This is a genomic window from Mesorhizobium sp. ORS 3428 (assembly GCF_001854785.1).
Taxonomy (GTDB): Bacteria; Pseudomonadota; Alphaproteobacteria; order Rhizobiales; family Rhizobiaceae; genus Mesorhizobium.
Genome location: NZ_MDFL01000057.1, coordinates 1 through 18,639, shown reverse-complemented (window position 1 = coordinate 18,639; position 18,639 = coordinate 1). Strand labels below are relative to the sequence as shown.

14 protein-coding genes are annotated in these 18,639 nt (G+C 65.2%); 11 read left to right on the top strand and 3 right to left on the bottom strand.

All coding sequences use genetic code 11. The annotated features are described in order from the left end of the window. Positions 1–408 precede the first annotated feature (408 nt). Complete coding sequence (locus ORS3428_RS06770; protein ID WP_071095772.1) at positions 409–2,307, bottom strand: pilus assembly protein TadG-related protein; 1,899 nt, start codon at positions 2,305–2,307, stop codon at positions 409–411. Between the two features lie 306 nt (positions 2,308–2,613). On the opposite strand from ORS3428_RS06770, the gene ORS3428_RS06765 reads away from it, so the two are divergent. Next, entirely contained in the window at positions 2,614–3,474 is an 861-nt protein-coding gene (locus ORS3428_RS06765; RefSeq protein WP_071095770.1) for a TIGR01459 family HAD-type hydrolase, read from the top strand. 32 nt (positions 3,475–3,506) lie between these two features. Beyond that, positions 3,507–4,490 (top strand): bifunctional riboflavin kinase/FAD synthetase, encoded by a 984-nt coding sequence (locus ORS3428_RS06760; protein WP_071095769.1) that lies wholly within the window; start codon positions 3,507–3,509, stop codon positions 4,488–4,490. A gap of 7 nt (positions 4,491–4,497) precedes the next feature. Here ORS3428_RS06760 and ORS3428_RS06755 read toward each other — a convergent pair whose 3' ends face one another. Next, positions 4,498–5,052, bottom strand: a complete 555-nt coding sequence (locus ORS3428_RS06755) for an HdeD family acid-resistance protein (protein WP_071095768.1) — start codon at positions 5,050–5,052, stop codon at positions 4,498–4,500. 218 nt (positions 5,053–5,270) lie between these two features. Here ORS3428_RS06755 and ORS3428_RS06750 point away from each other — a divergent pair, with 218 nt between their 5' ends. The 3 genes from ORS3428_RS06750 to ORS3428_RS06740 all read left to right on the top strand — a co-directional run bounded on the left by ORS3428_RS06750 (position 5,271) and on the right by ORS3428_RS06740 (position 10,237). Next, the gene (locus ORS3428_RS06750; RefSeq protein WP_071095767.1) at positions 5,271–6,068 is read left to right on the top strand and encodes a MipA/OmpV family protein; all 798 of its coding nucleotides are present in this window, start codon (positions 5,271–5,273) and stop codon (positions 6,066–6,068) included. 306 nt (positions 6,069–6,374) lie between these two features. Continuing rightward, positions 6,375–9,356: an isoleucine--tRNA ligase gene (gene ileS / locus ORS3428_RS06745; RefSeq protein ID WP_071095766.1), complete on the top strand. Its 2,982-nt coding sequence runs from the start codon at positions 6,375–6,377 to the stop codon at positions 9,354–9,356. Positions 9,357–9,559: 203 nt separating this feature from the next. Further along, on the top strand, positions 9,560–10,237 hold the full coding sequence (locus tag ORS3428_RS06740) for a hypothetical protein (RefSeq protein ID WP_108722995.1): 678 nt from the start codon (positions 9,560–9,562) through the stop codon (positions 10,235–10,237). Positions 10,238–10,239: 2 nt separating this feature from the next. On the opposite strand, the gene ORS3428_RS06735 is transcribed toward ORS3428_RS06740, so the two are convergent. Continuing rightward, positions 10,240–10,692 carry a nucleoside deaminase gene (locus ORS3428_RS06735; protein WP_071095762.1) on the bottom strand — a complete coding sequence of 151 codons (453 nt, stop codon included), beginning with the start codon at positions 10,690–10,692 and terminating at the stop codon, positions 10,240–10,242. 76 nt (positions 10,693–10,768) lie between these two features. Here ORS3428_RS06735 and ORS3428_RS06730 point away from each other — a divergent pair, with 76 nt between their 5' ends. From ORS3428_RS06730 to ORS3428_RS06705, 6 genes are all read left to right on the top strand, one after another. Further along, positions 10,769–12,787 (top strand): pseudouridine synthase, encoded by a 2,019-nt coding sequence (locus tag ORS3428_RS06730; protein ID WP_071095760.1) that lies wholly within the window; start codon positions 10,769–10,771, stop codon positions 12,785–12,787. Next, positions 12,768–13,322, top strand: coding sequence for a 16S rRNA (guanine(966)-N(2))-methyltransferase RsmD (rsmD, locus tag ORS3428_RS06725; protein WP_071095758.1), 555 nt, complete (start codon positions 12,768–12,770; stop codon positions 13,320–13,322). Before ORS3428_RS06730 ends, rsmD begins: the two co-directional genes overlap by 20 nt. Before the next feature lie 193 nt (positions 13,323–13,515). Beyond that, complete coding sequence (locus ORS3428_RS06720; RefSeq protein WP_071095756.1) at positions 13,516–14,877, top strand: M16 family metallopeptidase; 1,362 nt, start codon at positions 13,516–13,518, stop codon at positions 14,875–14,877. 293 nt (positions 14,878–15,170) lie between these two features. Then, a complete protein-coding gene (locus ORS3428_RS06715; RefSeq protein ID WP_083355026.1) occupies positions 15,171–16,430 on the top strand; it encodes a M16 family metallopeptidase in 1,260 nt (419 codons plus the stop codon). Further along, on the top strand, positions 16,427–17,281 hold the full coding sequence (locus ORS3428_RS06710) for a patatin-like phospholipase family protein (RefSeq protein WP_071095754.1): 855 nt from the start codon (positions 16,427–16,429) through the stop codon (positions 17,279–17,281). The genes ORS3428_RS06715 and ORS3428_RS06710 overlap by 4 nt, the downstream gene beginning before the upstream one ends. 471 nt (positions 17,282–17,752) lie before the next feature. After that, positions 17,753–18,639, top strand: an 887-nt coding sequence (locus ORS3428_RS06705) for a VCBS domain-containing protein (RefSeq protein WP_201788296.1), incomplete at its 3' end; no start/stop codon positions are given.

Sequence of the window (18,639 nt, the reverse complement as noted above, 5' to 3'; positions counted from 1 at the left end):
GGGCTCCGGTCGCGGAACCCTCATCATGGGTCTCGGACAACCGCAAGAGCATGATTGCGAGAGTTTTTGCGCCAGCGCTGACAATTGGCGAAACCGCTGAAGCTGCCAATCTCCCCCCAAGTGGGGGAGATGCCCGGCAGGGCAGAGGGGGGCGCCGTCCCGCCGGCCTCTCAGCGCATCGCATGCAAAATTGGATGGATACCGGTAGAAAAACGACAAGGGCCGGCGTTCCTTCACACCCCCCTCTGTCCTGCCGGATATCTCCCCCGCAAGGGGGGAGATCAGACGTCGCGACCGCTTTCGCCAACCGCCAGCGTCGCAGAAGGGTGCAGCCGACGAAGCTGCCACTCTCCCTTCAAGTGGGGGAGATGCCCGGCAGGACAGAGGCAGGCGACCTCGCTTCGTGAGTCACCCAACGATGCGCAGGTTCGACAATTCGTTGCCGATCGCCTTGAAGTCGTCCGACAGCGTGGCGCCGGTCGAGTTCCAGAACAGTTTCGCCGGCTTGCTCGGATCGGTCGGGTCCCGGCGGAAGCGCGAGTCCGAGGCGCAGGCCGTAAGCGCCGCGATTGCCTTCCTTTCGGCTGTCTTCTGCTTGCTGAGGTCAAGCGAGACGGTCATGACGATGATGTTGTTGGCCTTGGCGTTGGCACATAGCGTTTGCATCTGCTCGTCGAGCGCGGCGGTGTAGTTGGCGTCCGTATAGGTGCTTTTGCCGACGGCCGAACTCGTGTTCATGAACAGCCGGGTGACCGTGCCCGACCCCGGATATGTCAGGCCGGTGTATCCGTAGGCGGCATAGGTCGATCGGTTCTTGGCATAGCTGCCGTCGTTCACGGCGCTGTAAGTGTTGGCACCGTCGGTCAGCACGATGACGACCTTGTCGTTGCCTCTTTCGCTGTTGTCCCGGCCCTCGGTGAATGGTTCGTTGCTGGACAAGGTCCTCCAGCCCCATGCGAGCCCCTCCGGCACGTTGGTGTTTCCGGTAGGCACCATCGCATTTATGGCATTGATGATTGTCTGCTTGCCGGTGGTTGTCGTCACATCCTGCAACGGTGTGATCGGGCTGGTCGTGCAACCGGCATTGGGGCCGTCGTCCGCCGATACGGTCGAGGCGTTGTACGGCTTGGTGAGGAAATACTTGCGCATGTCCGCCTGACGCCTGGCCACGGAGAGCCCGTCGTCGGAATCGATCCACCAGTTGTTGCTGTAGCCCCAGGATGTTGTGCTGGTGCGCGTGCCGTCCGTCCACAGATTGCCTGCTTCGTCCGGTGCGAACATCGGCACGAACAGCGTGGCGGGCGTGCCTGTCGTCGGCGTGGTGTCATCGACATTATAGGGATAAGGCCTTGCCTCCACGCAGCCTTTCCAGGCCGCATAAGGGCCAGTCGTGTAGCTATAGGTCTGGCATGAGCCGCTGCTGCTTTTCTTCGAGCAGGTCCGGGTCGTGGCCGTGATGTCCTCGTAGAGGCTGAAGCGCGTCGCCTTGGTGTTTTGGCCTGTGCCCCAGCCGCTGCCGCGCTTGTAGTAAACGCCGCCGACGTTCTCGATATATTTGTTGGGATCGTAGCCGGCCGCGTTCTTGTACATCTGCGACCAGTCGAAATCCTCGTGATGGATCGGCGAAATGCCGTCCCGATCCATCCAGGGTTTGTCCTTGTTGGCCGGGCCGACATTGACGGAGGCGGAGAACGGCACCAGCGAGAATTGCACCGGCTTGCTGATCTGTCTCATCTGGCCGGCCTGCTGCGCCAACATATTCACCAGTTCGGTCGCGGCAGTCTTTAGCAGCTCAATCCGCTGTTGGCCCGTCCCCGAGCCGTTGGTGCTCATCGATCCGGAATTGTCGAGCACGAGGGCCACTTCGAGAGTGTTCTTCAGTCGGACCTCGGAGGTAGCGACGATGTTGACATCGGTCGAGCCTGCGGTGTTGCCCAGCAGCATCGCGGCCGCCGGCAGGAAGTGGGGATGGTAGGTCAGCGTCGCCTRCATTTTCAGCGTGCCGCCGCCGGCATTGTTGTTGGGCAGGGTGACCGTCAGCGCGGTGTTGGCCGGCAGCACGTGCCTGAGATTTGCCTCGAAGAAATCCTTGGCGGAGGCCTTCGCCGCATCGTCGCTCGCGCCGGCGACGATCTGCTGCGCCGTTGCGATGCCGGCAGCGTCGAGCGCGTTCAGCGTTTCCTGCCTCTGCCGCACCAGCTCGGTATAGTCGACCGCCAGTGCCACACCGCCCATCACGGGTATCATGGTGATGGCTGTCAAAAGGGCATAGTTGCCCCGCCTGTCGCGTAGCAAATTTCGGATCATTGCGCTTACCCCCGCCAAAGATCCCATGTTGATGTAAGACTATGGTCGTAACCGGACTGGCACCATTGTCGCAATTCGTTAAATTTTAGGTTGCGTGAAACAACCAAGGGCGCATCGCCTTTTGACGCTTCGTTAACCCTGTGGCGCCGACGGCTGGCGCGCCGCGCCTCGCCGTCGGTCCGGCCGGCGATGGGGAAAGCTGGTGACAGGATGAAGCGCTTCGGTTATGCGGGACCCGCCGTGGCGGCCTCTGACTGAAGGATGGCTGTCACGGTTTTGCCAGAGACCAGGATCGGGAAAAACGGCATGGCGGATTCGCCCGACATCATCGCTTCGCTCACTGACTTGACGGGCAGCTACGCGGCCATTCTGTGCGACGTGTGGGGCGTGGTGCACAATGGCGAATGGCATTTTCCCGTTGCCGCCGAGGCGCTGGCCCGGGCGCGCGCGGCAAAGGTCCCGGTGGTGCTGATCACCAACTCGCCGCGCCGCAGCGGCGACGTCGTTGCGCAGATGAATGCGATCGGCGTGCCCRCCGATGCGTACGACCGCGTCGTCACCTCCGGCGACGTCACGCGCGACCTGATCGCCGAGGGTCCGCGGAAGATCTTCCACATCGGGCCGGAACGCGACCTCACACTTTATGACGGCCTCGACGTCGACCTCGTCGAGGAGTTCGAAGCCTCCGGCATCGTCTGCACCGGGCTCTATGACGACGAGGTGGAGAAGCCTGAGGACTATGCGGCGCTGCTCCAGCGCTTGCGCGCGCGCAATCTGCCGTTCATCTGCGCCAACCCCGATATTCTGGTCGAGCGCGGCGAACGCATCATCTGGTGTGCCGGCGCGCTGGCGCGCGAGTATGCGCAACTCGGCGGCCRCACGCTGATTGCCGGCAAGCCTTTCGCGCCGATCTACAACGTCGCCATGAAGGAAGTCGCCGGCCTGCTCGGCCATCCGGTCGAACGCTCGGCTGTTTTGGCAATCGGCGACGGCATGAWGACCGACGTCAAGGGCGCCGCCGACAACGGCTTCGACGTGCTCTATGTCTCGGGCGGCATCCATGCCCGCGATTACGGCGACCCGCTGCAGCCCGATCCCGAAAGGCTTGCGGGATTCTTCGCAAAGCACGGCTACCTGCCGGTCGCCGTCATCCCGCGGCTGCAATAGGCGGGAAGCCGGGCCATGATGGGCGCCTCGATATGACGCAAGCTTTCGAACGCATTTCGGCCGTTGCGCCGTTGCCTGCCCATCTGCGCGGCGGCGTCGTGGCGATCGGCAATTTCGACGGCGTCCATCGCGGTCATCTCTCCGTGCTGGAGCGGGCGCTGGCCGAGGCCGGCCGCAGCAATGTGCCGGCGCTCGTGCTCACCTTCGATCCGCACCCGCGCAAGGTGTTCAGGCCCGACGTGCCGCTTTTCGTGCTGACGCCGCCGCCGATGAAGGCCAGGCTGCTCGCCAAGCTCGGCTTCGCCGCGATGGTCGAGCAGCGCTTCACGCGCGATTTCGCCTCGCTCTCGGCCGAAACTTTCGTCACCGACGTGCTGCAGCACAAGCTCGGCATCTCCCATGCCGTCACCGGCTTCGACTTCCATTTCGGCAAGGACCGCCAGGGCGGGCCGGCCTTCCTGATGGCGGCCGGCGAGCGCCACGGCTTCGGCGTTACCCTGGTCGACGCCTTCCGCGACGAGGGCGCCGAGGTGGTCTCGTCGAGCCGCATCCGCGCCCTGCTTTGCGAGGGCAAGGTGGAGGAGGCCGCCGGCCTGCTCGGCTACCGCTTCACCGTCGAGTGCGAGGTGATCGGCGGCCAGCGGCTCGGCCGCTCGCTGGGCTTCCCGACCGCCAACATGAGGCTTTCGCCGGAAGCCACTCTGAAGGAAGGGATTTATGCCGTCCGCTTCCGCCGCGCCGACGGCACGCTCTATGACGGCGTCGCCAGCTTCGGCCGCCGCCCCACCGTCGACGACAACGGTGCGCCGCTGCTTGAAACCTATGTCTTCGACTTCTCCGACGATCTCTACGGCGAGACCTGCGAGGTCTCCTTCTTCGGCTTCCTGCGTCCCGAGCTCAAATTCGACGGGCTCGACGCGCTGGTGGCGCAGATGAAGCGCGACGAGGCCGAGGCGAGGGCGCTGCTCGCAGGCGTGCGCCCGCTGTCGGAGCTGGACGCCGCGATCTGTTTCTGACCGCAGCCTACCGCTTCAGCGCCAGTCCGATGGTGATAAAACTCCAGCCCTGGAAGATCAGGTCGACGGCCAGGAACATGCCGAGCACCCACAGGCTGTTGACCGGCCAGCCCATGGCGATGATCAGGCCCAGCAGGATGGTGATGATGGCGGCCGCGAGCAGCCATCCCCAGCCTTGCTCCGGCCGGTGATGGTAGGCGACCCAGGCCCGCAGCACCCCGGAAGCAACGAGTGCGATCGCGAGCAGCAGGGTGAGCACCGCCGAGGCGAGCAGCGGATTGTCGAAGGCGAAGAAGCCGGCAATGGCGTATAGCAGGCCGCTCGCCAGCCAGTAGATGAAGCGTCCCCAGGTCTTGACGCCGAAGGCGTGAAGGATCTCGATGACGCCTGCGATCAGCATCATCAAGCCGACGACATAGACCGAGGCAACGGTGGCAATGAACAGGTTGCCGAAGGCGATGCCGCCGAAAATCAAAAGCAGCACGCCAAGCGCCACGAACCATCCCCATTTGTCGCGCGTGCGTCCGATCGCGTCGTCCAGGGCGTTACCTTGAAAGGTCATGGTCCCATCTCCTCCAGCATTCGCCGCCAGACGCGCGGTAAGACAAGGTAATCCCGATGGCCTTGACCGTCCAGCGAGCGCGAAGCGCCGCCGCCTGCTGAAGGCTGCCCGGCAGCCGGCGCGACATTACAGATTTTAAGTCAAATTTTACCGAACTGGCTCCATGGCTTGGGCGCTGCCGGGTGTTCCTGCCGGCCAGTTTCGCGTAAGGGTTGACAATGCGTATTGTCGGGACGATTCCGCTGGTTCTCGCCTCTGGCCTGATGGCCGCGTCCGCCGCCCAGGCGGGCGAGGGGAGTTGGATTTCCGGCGACTGGTACCTGACCCTTGGCGCCACCGGGCTGGTCGCCCCGAATTTCGAGGGTGGCAAGAAGTATATGCTGAGCGCCCAGCCCATCATCTCGCTCGGCAAGGCCGGGCCGGAGGCGCGCTTCGCCTCGCGCAACGACAACATCTCGTTGGCGCTGATCGACGACGGCAGCGTGCGCGCCGGCCTGACCGGCAAGTTCCTCTTCGCGCGCGACAGCAAGGACGAGTTGAAAGGCCTCGACCCGGTGCGCTGGGGCGGCGAGGCCGGCGGCTTCTTCGAATTCTATCCCTTCGAATGGATGCGCGCGCGGGGCGAACTGAGGCACGGCATCCGCGCCCATGATGGCTTCGTCGCCGACATCRCCGCGGACGCCTTCTACGACGTCACGCCGACCGTCCGCATCGCCGGCGGCCCGCGCGTGTCCTTCGCCTCTTCCGGCTATTTCGACGCCTATTACGGCGTCAATGCCAGGGAGGCTGCGGCTTCGGGCCTGAGCGAATACCATCCCGGAGGCGGGCTGAAGTCGACGGGCCTCGGCGGCGCGATCACCTGGAAGGTGACGGAGCCGATGACGGCGAGCCTGTTCGGCGAATATTCTAGCCTGATGGGACCGGCGGCCGATTCCAGCCTGGTCAAGGAGCGCGGCGACCGCAACCAGTGGACCTTCGGCGTCTCGACCGCTTACCGGTTCGATTTCTCGATGTAGGGCCAAAGACCAGCGCTTCGCCTTGAAATCCGCGCTTTATTCCTGCCGCAGCATCCGCTAAAAGCCTCGCCATGATGAGCTTTTCGCGCCTTTTCGCGATCGCGATACGAATTACGGGCCCGGTGTTCCGGCCGGCCTGAGCGCCGCTGGAGCCGCCGGGAGTTTTGCGCGATCCCCTCGCGCTCTTTTCAGAACATCAACGCATGTCGCCCAGAAGTGGGCTCCGGCTTTGGAAAAGGATATGCGTCAAAGCAAAGAGTTGAACGCCCGGCTGTTTGGTTGCCGGGCAATTGAGATGGCAGATCAATGACCGATACCCCTGTGACCGAGCCTGCTGAAACGATCGACTATTCCAGCACGCTCTATTTGCCGCAGACCAATTTTCCGATGCGCGCCGGCCTGCCCGAGAAGGAGCCGGTTCTGGTCAAGCGCTGGCAGGACATGGACCTCTACCGCAAGCTGCGCGAGGAGGCTGCCGGGCGCGAGAAATTCGTGCTGCATGACGGCCCGCCCTATGCCAACGGCAACATCCATATCGGCCACGCGCTGAACAAGATCCTCAAGGACGTCATCAATCGCTCCTTCCAGATGCGCGGCTACGACGCCAACTACGTTCCGGGCTGGGACTGCCACGGCCTGCCGATCGAATGGAAGATCGAGGAGCAGTATCGCGCCAAGGGCAAGAACAAGGACGAAGTGCCGGTCAACGAGTTCCGCAAGGAATGCCGCGACTTCGCCGCCCATTGGATCAAGGTGCAGGGCGACGAGTTCCAGCGCCTTGGCGTCATCGGCGATTTCCACAATCCCTACACGACGATGGCCTACCACGCCGAGGCGCGGATTGCCGGCGAGCTGTTGAAATTCGCCATGTCAGGCCAGCTCTATCGCGGCTCGAAGCCGGTGATGTGGAGTGTGGTCGAGCGCACCGCGCTCGCCGAGGCCGAGGTCGAGTATCAGGACTATGAGAGCGACACGATCTGGGTGAAGTTCCCTGTTGCCAGCCTCGCCCAGCCGGTGGCCGGCGCCGACGGGCCGGCGCTGAGCGAGACCGCGCTCGGTCTTGTCGAAGCGCATGTCGTTATCTGGACGACCACGCCCTGGACCATCCCCGGCAACCGTGCGGTCAGCTATTCGCCGCGCGTCGCCTACGGYCTCTACGAGGTCACCGCGGCCGAGAACGCTTTCGGCCCGCAGCCCGGGGAAAAGCTGATCTTCGCCGACGCGCTGGCCGAGGATGCTGCGGCCAAGGCCAAGGTGACGTTGACGCGTCTTCACAGCATCTCGGCCGAACAGCTTGCAAGCCTTACGCTTTCGCATCCGTTCAGGGGGCTGGGCGGCGGCTATGAATTCCCCGTGCCGATGATCGCCGGCGAGCATGTCACCGACGATGCCGGCACCGGCTTCGTCCACACCGCGCCGAGCCACGGCCGCGAGGACTTCGACGCCTGGATGGATGCGGTCGCCGAGCTGCTCAAGCGCGGCGTCGATACCGCCATCCCGTTCCCGGTCGACGATGCCGGCTTCTTCACCAAGGACGCGCCGGGCTTCGGCCCGGACCGCGAGGGCGGCGCCGCCCGCGTCATCGACGACAACGGCAAGAAGGGCAACGCCAACCAGGCGGTCATCGACGAGTTGATCAAGCGCAACGCGCTCTTCGCGCGCGGCCGGCTGAAGCACAGCTATCCGCATTCCTGGCGCTCGAAGAAGCCGGTCATCTTCCGCAACACGCCGCAATGGTTCGTCTACATGGACAAGGATCTCGGCGACGGCACGACGCTGCGCAGCCGGGCGCTGAAGGCGATCGACGACACGCGTTTCGTGCCAGGGGCAGGCCAGAACCGTATCCGCGCCATGATCGAGGAGCGCCCCGACTGGGTGCTGTCGCGCCAGCGCGCCTGGGGCGTGCCGATCGCCGTCTTCGCCGACGAGCACGGCAACGTGCTGAAGGACGAGGCCGTCAACCAGCGCATCATGGACGCCTTCGAGAAGGAAGGCGCCGACGCCTGGTTCGCGCCCGGCGCCAAGGAGCGTTTCCTCGGCAGCCACGACGCCTCGAAATGGCACCAGGTGAGGGACATCCTGGACGTCTGGTTCGATTCCGGCTCGACGCATGTCTTCACGCTGGAGGATCGCCCCGACCTCAAATGGCCGGCCGACGTCTATCTCGAAGGCTCCGACCAGCATCGCGGCTGGTTCCATTCCTCGCTGCTCGAAAGCTGCGGCACCAGGGGCCGGGCGCCCTACGACACGGTCATCACCCATGGCTTCACCATGGATGAGGAAGGCCGCAAGATGTCGAAGTCGCTCGGCAACACCGTCGTGYCGCAGGATGTCATCAAGCAGTCCGGCGCCRACATCCTCAGGCTCTGGGTGGTGACGACCGATTATTGGGAAGACCAGCGGCTCGGCAAGAATGTGCTGCAGACCAATATCGACGCTTACCGCAAGCTGAGGAACACCATCCGCTGGATGCTGGGCACGCTCGCCCATGACGAGGGCGAGGACGTGCCGCTGGACCAGATGCCGGAGCTGGAGCGGCTGATGCTGCACCGGCTGTCCGAGCTCGACGAGGTGGTGCGCCAGGGCTACGACGCCTTCGAGTTCAAGCGCATCACCCGGGCGCTGCTCGACTTCATGGTGGTCGAGCTGTCGGCCTTCTATTTCGACATCCGCAAGGACGCGCTCTACTGCGACGCGCCCTCCAGCCTGCGCCGCAAGTCCGCGGTACAGGTCGTGCGCCATCTCTTCGAATGCCTGGTGAAATGGCTGGCACCGATGCTGCCCTTCACCATGGAAGAGGCCTGGCTCGACCGTCACCCCGAGGCCAGCTCGCTGCATCTCGACCAGTTCCCGGCCATTCCGAAAAACTGGCGCAACGAGGCGCTGGCCGAGAACTGGCGCAAGGTCCGCCAGGTGCGCCGCGTCGTCACCGGCGCGCTGGAGATCGCGCGCGCCGACAAGCTGATCGGTTCGTCGCTGGAAGCCGTTCCGGTGGTCACGATCGACGATGCCGCGCTCGAAGCCGCGATCGCCGATGTCGACATGGCCGAGATGGCGATCACCAGCGACCTTGTCATCAAGCACGGCAAGCAACCGGAGGGCGCCTTCACCCTCGACGACGTCAAGGGTGTCGGCGTGGTCGTGGAAAAGGCCGAGGACCGCGGCCTCACCAAATGCGCGCGCTCCTGGCGCTACACCGCCGATGTCGGGCAGGACCCGGAGTTTCCGGATGTCTCGGCTCGCGACGCCGCGGTGCTGCATGAGCTCAGGGCGCTCGGGCGTTTGTAGGATCCTGTTTATAAGCCGGTGCAGAAATGCCACGCCGGGCGGCGCAAATCCGCCTGCGCGTTGCCCTTGACCGGCGCTTGAGGTAAACACGCGACACTCCGGCAGACAAATTCTCGCCGGAATTCCATCGCAAGTGCGGGATTGACGGGGACCGCGCCGTTGGCCGGTGGCGACCAGAGGCAGCTAAAGTGGGACTTTATGGCATGACCGAAAGAACTTTTGCGCGCGCCGCGCTGCTGGCGCCGCTCGTGGTATCGGCCATCGCCATGTCCGGCTGCGTCGGCTCTCCGACCTACGGAACCGACAAGACCGCCGCCGAGCAGCTTGCGGACGACGTTTCCGGGGCCATCTCGATCACCCCGAAACATCGCGATCCGATCGACTACAAGCCGCGCCCCGATCTGGTGAAGCCGGCGCCGGGACAGAAGCCGACCCTGCCGCAGCCGCAGCAGAGCATCGAGACGGCGAGCGCCAACTGGCCCGAATCGCCGGAGCAGCGCCGCGCCCGCATCCGCGCCGACGCCACCGCCCACCAGAACGACCCGAACTACCAGCCGGAGGCCGTCGAGGACGTGCAGACCGATCCGGCGGCGGTGAAGAAGGCGATGGCCGATTCGGCCTCCAGCCATCCGCCGCGCTGGTCGCCGGACGATTCCAGCGCGACCCGTACCGCCGAGATCCAGCGCCGCCTCGCCGAGAGCAAGCAGGGCAATCCCAATGTCCGCAAATATCTGAGCGAGCCGCCGCTCGCCTATCGCGCTCCCGCCGCCACCGCGCCGCAGAACGAGCTCGGCGAGGACGAGTACAAGAAGGAGCGCCGGCTCAAGGCGCAGGCGGAAGGCAAGAAGAGCGGCGGCTGGTTCGACTGGCTGGGCCTGTAAGGTCACGTCTCCCGTTTCTCGCGGAAGAACCCCTTGAGGATGAGGGCGGCCTCGCTCTCGCCGATCCCGGGATAGACGTCCGGTATGTGATGGCAGGTGGGCGAGGCAAAGAAGCGCACGCCGTTGACCACCGCGCCGCCTTTCTCGTCGGCGGTACCGAAATAAAGCCGGCGGAGCCTTGCGAAAGAGATGGCGCCGGCACACATGGGGCAGGGCTCCAGCGTCACATAGAGATCGTGGCCGGTTAGCCGCTCGCTGGCGAGCTTTTGGCAGGCCTCGCGGATCGCCAGCATCTCGGCATGCGCGGTCGGATCGGCGAGCTCGCGCGTGCGGTTGCCGGCCTTCGCGACGACCGTGTTGCCGTTGGCAATCACCGCGCCGACCGGCACCTCGCCGCGGCTTGCGGCCGCCTCGGCCTCTTTCAGCGCCAGCGCCATGAAATCCGGCCGCTTCACGCGGTTTCCATTCCGATTACTCCTCGCCACCTGATGGTGATCCTGTTATCTAGCCGCCCAAAAGAGCAAAGACCACATGGACGACAACGACAAGAAACCTCCCCGCCGAAAGGGCCCGGGCAAAAACGGGCCGAAAACCGGCCGTGACGACACAGCGAAGAAGGCCGGCAAGCGGTCCTTCGGCGCCAAGAAGCCGTTCGCCAAGCGCGACCGGCCGATGGCTGCGGATGGTGAGCGCCCCGCGCGCGATTTCAAGCGCAGCTACAAGCCGCGCGAGATGGCTGAAGGCGCCGAGCGCGGCGACAGGCCATTCCGCAAGGGGCCGCGCCCGGAGGGCAAGCCGTTCGAGAAGCGTGAAGGACAGCGCAAGTCGTTCGGACCGCGCGGCGACCGGCCGGCGGCGGCCGAGGGCGAGCGGCGCGATTTCAAGCGCAGCTACAAGCCGCGCGAGATGGGCGAGGGTGCCGAACACGGCGACAGGCCCTTCCGCAAAGGTCCGCCGCGTGAGGGAAAGCCCTTCGAGAAGCGCGAAGGGCGCAAGCCCTATGCACCGCGCGGCGACCACCCGATGGCCGCCGAAGGCGAGCGCGGCGAACGGCGTTTCGACCGCCCCAAGCGCGAATTCGGCGATCGCCCCAAACGCGACGTCGCCGATCGGCCAAAGCGTGACGAGGGCGAATTTGCGGAACGCCCGAAGCGTGACTTCGGCGACCGTCCGCCCCGCGACCGCGTTGCGGAGAAGCCCGAAGGCGGCTTCAAACCGCGCCAGCGCCCATCGGAGGCGGCACCGGAAGCCGGCGAACGCATCGCCAAGCGGCTGGCGCGCGCCGGCATCGCCTCGCGGCGCGACGCCGAGGAACTGATCGCCGCCGGCCGCGTCAAGGTCAACGGCAAGGTGCTGTCGTCGCCGGCCTTCAACGTCATGCCCGACGACGTCATCCATCTCGACGGTACGGAAATCCCGCCGATCGAGCGCACGCGGCTGTTTCTGTTCCACAAGCCGGCGGGCGTCGTCACCACCAACCGCGATCCGGAAGGCCGCAAGACCGTCTTCGACGTCCTGCCGGCCGACCTGCCGCGGCTGATGACCGTCGGCCGCCTCGACATCAACACGGAAGGCCTGCTGCTGCTCACCAACGACGGCGGGCTGTCGCGGGTGCTCGAACTGCCGGCGACCGGCTGGTTGAGGCGCTACCGCGTGCGCGTCCACGGCAAGGTGGAAGACAGTGCGCTGGCCGCCTTGCGCGACGGCATCGCCGTCGACGGCGTCTTCTATGGCTCGGTCGAGGCCTCGCTCGATCGCGAGCAGGGCACCAATGCCTGGCTGACGATCGGACTGCGCGAAGGCAAGAACCGCGAGGTGAAGAACATCCTCGGCGCGCTCGGCCTTGAGGTGACGCGCCYCATCCGCATCTCCTACGGGCCGTTCCAGCTCAACGACCTGCCCGAAGGCCATGTGCTGGAGATCAAGGGCCGCACGCTGCGCGAGCAGCTCGGCGAGCGGCTGATCGAGGAGTCCGGCGCCAATTTCGACGCCGAGATCCAGAAGCCGTTCTCCAACAGGCCGGTGCGGCGCAGTGACCCGCGCCGCGATGAGGAACAACGGCCGAAATTCACGCGCGAGGGCGATCGTCGGCCGATCGGCGAAGGCGGGCTGATCAAGGCCCGCAAGCGCCGCGAAGAAAGCCGCGACGAGSCATTGAGCAAGCTTTCCACGCGGCCGGAAAGGACCTTCGGCGAGCGCGGGCCAAAATCCGAGCGCGGCTTCGGCAAGTCCGAACGCGGCGGCTTCGGCGGCAAGCCGGGCGGCAAGAAAGGCGAACCGCGGCCGATCGAGCCGCCGGGCCAGCGCAAGGCCAATGTCTGGATGGCGCCCGGGGCGCGCCCCATCGGCAAGGGCAGGGCCGAGGCCGACGCCGCCAAGGCCGCCGAGGCAAAGGCTCGCAAGGCATCGTACAAACCCGGCGCCAAGCCACAGGGCAAGCCTGGCGCGAAGCCTTACGGCAAGCCGCGCGGTGAGCGCCCCGAGGGCGGCGATGGCGGCGACAGGTCGCGTGGTCCGAAGAGGGGCGGCAATGCGGATCGTCGGCGGTGAGTTCCGCGGGCGTCCGCTGGCGACGCCCCGTTCGAATGCCATCCGCCCGACCACCGATCGCACCCGTGAGGCGGTGTTCAATGTTTTGGCGCATCGCTACGCGCAAAAGCTCGAGGGCGCCCGCGTCCTCGATCTCTTCGCCGGCACCGGCGCGCTTGGACTGGAGGCGCTGTCGCGCGGCGCTTCCTATTGCGTCTTCATCGAGGAATCGACGGAAGGCCGCGGCCTGATCCGCGAGAATGTCGAGGCTTTCGGGCTCACCGGCCGGACAAAAATCTTCCGCCGCGACGCCACCCATCTCGGCGAGGCCGGCACGCTCTCGCCCTTCGGCCTGATCTTCGCCGACCCGCCCTATGGCAAGGGTCTTGGCGAGCGCGCGCTGCGCTCCGCCAAGGCCGGGGGCTGGCTTCTGCCCGGCGCGCTCTGCGTCGTCGAGGAGGCTGCCGCTGCACCGTTCGAGCCGGGTGYCGACTTCTCCGTGGTCGACGAGCGCGGCTATGGAGATACGGTCATCCGGTTTATCGAGGTGGGGTGAGGTCACAACGGCAAATCTCGTTTGAGCGAGTTCCTTCGCGCCCCCCTCTGCCCTGCAGGACAGAGGGGGGCGCTGTCCCTCCCGCATTTCAATCTACCCCCGTCCACGCAAGCGCCTCGAAAATGACGAACAAATCACTTTGGCTCGTCGGACAAGCCTTTCTATCGTCGCGCGACCGAAATCGGAGCATTTAATGACTTTGAACACCAGAGCGCTGCGCGCAGCACTCCTTGCCGGCACGCTGGCGCTCGCGGCGCAGCCTCCGGCGCGTGCCGCCGACCAGGCCGAGGTCAAGGATTTCCTGCTCGACAACGGCATGGAAGTGGTCGTCATTCCGGACCACCGCGCCCCGATCGTCACCCATATGGTGTGGTACAAGATCGGCAGCGCCGACGAGCCGCCCGGCAAATCCGGCATCGCCCACTTCTTCGAGCATCTGATGTTCAAGGCGACAGCCAATCACGCCGCCGGCGAGTTCGACCGCGCCGTGGCCGACATCGGCGGCTCGAACAACGCCTTCACCTCCTACGACTACACCGCCTTCCATGAGACGGTGGCGCCCTCGGCGCTCGAACTGATGATGGAGTTCGAGGCCGACCGCATGCGCAACCTCATCCTCACCGACGACGTCATCAAGACCGAGCGCGACGTGATCCTCGAGGAGCGTCGCTCGCRCATCGACAGCAATCCGCAGGCGGTGCTCGACGAGGAGGTCGACGCCACGCTCTGGCAGAACCAGCCCTACCGCATTCCCGTGATCGGCTGGATGCAGGAGATGAAGCAGCTCAACCGCACCGACGCCAAGGCCTTCTATGACAATTACTACCGGCCGAACAATGCGGTGCTGGTGGTGGCGGGCGACGTCGATCCCGGCGCGGTGAAGGCGATGGCCGAACGGACCTACGGCAAGATCGCGCGGGGGCCGGATCTGCCGCCGCGCATCCGCCCCGTCGAGCCGGAGCAGAACACGAGGCGCACGGTGACGCTCACCGACGCGCRCGTTTCCGTGCCGAGCTTTTCCACGCAATGGGTCGTACCATCCTATCATACCGCGAAGCCCGGCGAGGCCGAAGCGCTTGACCTGCTGGCCGAGATCCTGGGCGGCGACAATCACAGCCGCCTCTACCAGCAACTGGTGGTCAAGCAGGGCATTGCCTCCGAGGCCAGCGCCTTCTTCCAGGGCACCATGCTCGACGACACCAATTTTACCGTCGATGGCACGCCGCGCGGCGATGCCAAGCTCAGCGATGTCGAGGCGGCTGTCGACGCCGAGATCGCCCGCATCGTCAAGGACGGCGTGACCGACGACGAACTGGAGCGGGCCAAGACCCGCTATGTCCGCTCGATGATTTTCACCCGCGACAAGCAGGAGGACATGGCCAATATGTACGGCTCGACGCTCGCCACCGGCGGCAATGTGAAGGATGTGCAGGAATGGCCGGACCGCATCCGCAAGGTCACCGCTGCCCAGGTGAAGGCGGTGGCCGCCCGCTACCTCGTGCTCGACCACGCGACGACCGGCTATCTCCTGCCGCAGCAACAGGCGGGGAATTGATGATGAGCGTGATTCACGGACGGATGAGTGCTTTTCCTTCTCCCCTTGTGGGAGAAGGTGGATCGGCGCGTAGCGCCGAGACGGATCAGGGGTGCTGGAAGAAACGCGGCCTGTTTCGTCAGGCACTGGGGGCTGGCGGTCTGAAAGCTCGCACTCCGTCCAGCACCCCTCATCCGTCGCCTTCGGCGACACCTTCTCCCACAAGGGGAGAAGGGGGGCTCTACCGCGTCTTCGCCACCCTTTGCTTTGCCCTGTTTTTCCTGCTCCTGCCGGCGCTGGCAGCGCGCGCCGAGATGAACATCCAGGAGGTGAAGTCGAAGAAGGGCATCACCGCCTGGCTGGTGGAGGACCATTCGATCCCGCTGGTTGCGATCCGCTTCGTCTTCGACGGCGGCACCGCGCAGGACCCCGCCGGCAAGGAAGGTCTGGTCAACCTGATGACCGGTCTGTTCGACGAGGGAGCCGGCGACCTCGACAGCGACGCCTTCCAGCTGAAGCTCGACGATGCCGGCGCCGAGATGAGCTTCGAGGCGGCGCGCGACGGCACCTATGGCTCGATGCGCATGCTGTCCGACCAGAAGGACGAGGCTTTCGGCCTGCTGAAGCTGGCGGTCAACAGACCGCGCTTCGACCAGGCGCCGATCGACCGCATCCGCGCGCAGGTGCTCTCCGGCATCCTCGCCAACGAGCGCGATCCCAACACGGTCGCGCAGCAGCGCTGGCTGCGCGCGATTTATGGCGGGCATCCCTATGCGCGGCCGGATCAGGGCACCAAGGAGAGCCTCGCCACAATCACCGCCGACGACCTCAGGGCCTTCCACAGGGCGAATTTCGCCCGCGGCGGCCTGCATGTGGCGGTGGTGGGCGATATCGACTCCGCCACGCTGCGCGGCAAGCTGGACGAGGTGTTCGGCGATCTGCCGCAGAAGCAGACGCTGGCTCCGGTGGCCGATATCGCTCCCAAGCTCGGCCAGCAGCTCGAAGTCAACTACGACCTGCCGCAAACCTCGCTGCAGCTTGCCTGGCCGGGCGTGAAGCGCAACGCGCCGGATTTCTACGCTGCAGTGCTGATGAACGAGATACTCGGCGGCTCGACCTTCACCTCGCGCCTCTTCGAGGAAGTGCGCGAGAAGCGCGGTCTTGCCTATGGCGTCAGTTCCGATCTCGTCGATCACGAGCACTCGAATGCGCTGCTGGTGACGACCGCGACGCGCTCCGACCGCGCCGCCGAGACGCTGTCGATCGTGCGCAAGGTTGTGAAGGAGATGGCGGACAAGGGGCMGACCGAGGAAGAGCTCGAGGCGACCAAGAAGTACATGATCGGCGCCTATGCCATCAACAATCTGGACTCCTCCACGTCCATTGCCGCGACGCTGGTCGAGCTGCAGCTCGACAATCTCGGCATCGACTATATCAAGCGCCGCGCCGCGCTGATCAACGCGGTGACGCTGGCAGACGTCAAGGCGGAGGCGAGAAAGCTTCTGTCGGCCGATCCGGCGGTGATGGTGATCGGCCCGCCCCTGGTGCAGCTGGCCGGAGCACACAAGGGATGAGCCCGAGCTTCGCGGTTGCCTTCGGCGGCGGCGGCGCGCGCGGACTTGCGCATATCCACGCCATCGAGGCGCTGGACGAGCTCGGCATCAGGCCGGTGGCGATCGCCGGCTCTTCCATCGGCGCCATCATGGGCGCCGGCATGGCCTCGGGCATGCGGGGGGCGGAGATCCATGCCTATGCCCGCTCGGTCCTCGGCAGCCGCGCCGAGGTCGCCGCGCGCATGTGGCGCTCGCGGCCGGGCACGATCGCGGAGGCCATGCAGGGCGGCATCCGCGTCGGCCAGTTCAATGTCGAGCGCATCCTCAAGGCCTTCCTGCCCGACGCCATCCCGGTCACCTTTGAGGAGCTGAAGATACCGCTCAAGGTGACGGCGACCGACTATTTCGGCCATAAGCTCGCGGTGTTCACCGAGGGCGACTTGCAGTCGGCGCTGGCGGCCTCGGCCGCCATTCCGGCGGTGTTCCGCCCGGTGACGCGCGACGGCCGCGTGCTGATCGACGGCGGCATCTACAACCCGGTGCCCTTCGACCTCGTCGAGCAGGACGCCGATATCGTCATCGCCATCGACGTGGTGGGGGCGCCGAGCGACCTTGAGCGGAAGCATCCGACCACGGTCGACCTGATGTATGGCGCCACGCAGCTGATGATGCAGTCGATCACCGCCAACAAGCTGAGGCAGCACCCTCCGGACATCCTCATCCGGCCGGCCGTCTCGAAATACCGCGTGCTCGACTTTCTGAAGATCGAGGMCCTGATGGCCGAGACGGCGGAGATCAAGGACGAGCTGAAACGTGCCGTCGAGAAGGCAGTTGCGGTGCACGGCGGCGAGCCCGGCAAGGCGGCGGTTTGAGCGATCGGCCCCGTCAGATTCGCTCGACCTGAAGCCGATCCTTGTTGGCTTGGACTTCAATAGCAATCAATGCAGTTTATCCACGAACGCGTACAAGTACGCGTTTTGTCATTAACTATTCATCGAACCGGACGTTGACGGCGCGATAGAGTTAATAATATCCTAATATTAGGGTAGCGTGAATCGTCTCCAGGTCGGCAACAACGAGTGACGGCGCTACTGGGGTAGGGGAACGCAGCGCGGCTTCAACAGCCGTCGCCGCCATCACCATGGGCCGCCGCCTATCCGTGAACCGCCATTTTGGCCTGGCCGTTCACGGGACGGGCCGTCGGATTGCGCCTGGTTGCATGGCATTCTGGTCATTTCCTCTCCTCGCTGGACTGGGCGCCGAGCTTTTCGGCATGGGGTAGGCAGCCGTCTCGGACGGCCAAAGGGCGGACGCCGCGAGCGTCTGCCCACAGGGGTAGAGAAATGACCACTTCGCAAATCTCCGGTGCCGGCGGCACAACGGTTTCCTTCTCCAACACACCGCAGGCGCAGAGTGACCTCTTCTTCTTTTCGGAAGATGTAAATGGTGTCCTTGTCCTGAATGTAATGGCGAATGATTTGGGCGGGGCGGCCAAGCAACTCTACTCGATCGACAACGCGATAAGTACGTCGACAGCAACGAAAACACCCGCGCCGGCGGACCTGCTCATTCGTGACGCTACCTATTCAAGTGATGGTGCCGCACTCGCTGTGCCTGTCGCCACCGCTGACACGAGCTATCTCGGCGCACGGATCTGGATCAGCACGGATGGCACAATCCACTACAACAAGGCGGATATCGACGCGCAAATTCAGGCGCTTGGGGCGKGGCAGGTTCTAACCGACAAGCTGACCTATGCCATTCAGCTCGGCAACGGCACCCTGAGCTGGACCACGGCATATATTCAGTTCACCGGCACCAACGACGGGCCAACGATCAGTGCCCACACCAACGGCGTCGTCACCGAGGATAAGGGCGTGCAGGGCACCGGCGGCGAGGCCGGAACGGAGCAGACCTCGGGCACGATCAGCTTTGCCGATGTCGATCTCACCGACACCCACACGGTCTCGGCGGTGGCGCAAGCCAGCGGCTATGTCGGCACCTTCAGCCCGACGATCGCCACCGATTCCACCGGCACCGGCGCCGGCACGGTGAACTGGAGCTTCTCGGTCGCCGACAGCGCCATCGATTACCTGGCGGCGGGCCAGACGCTGGTGCAGAAGTACGACGTCAAGATTGACGACGGTCATGGCGGAACGGTGACCCAGACGGTGACGGTGACCATCACCGGCACCAACGATGCACCGACGATCACGGCGGCCGGCACCGA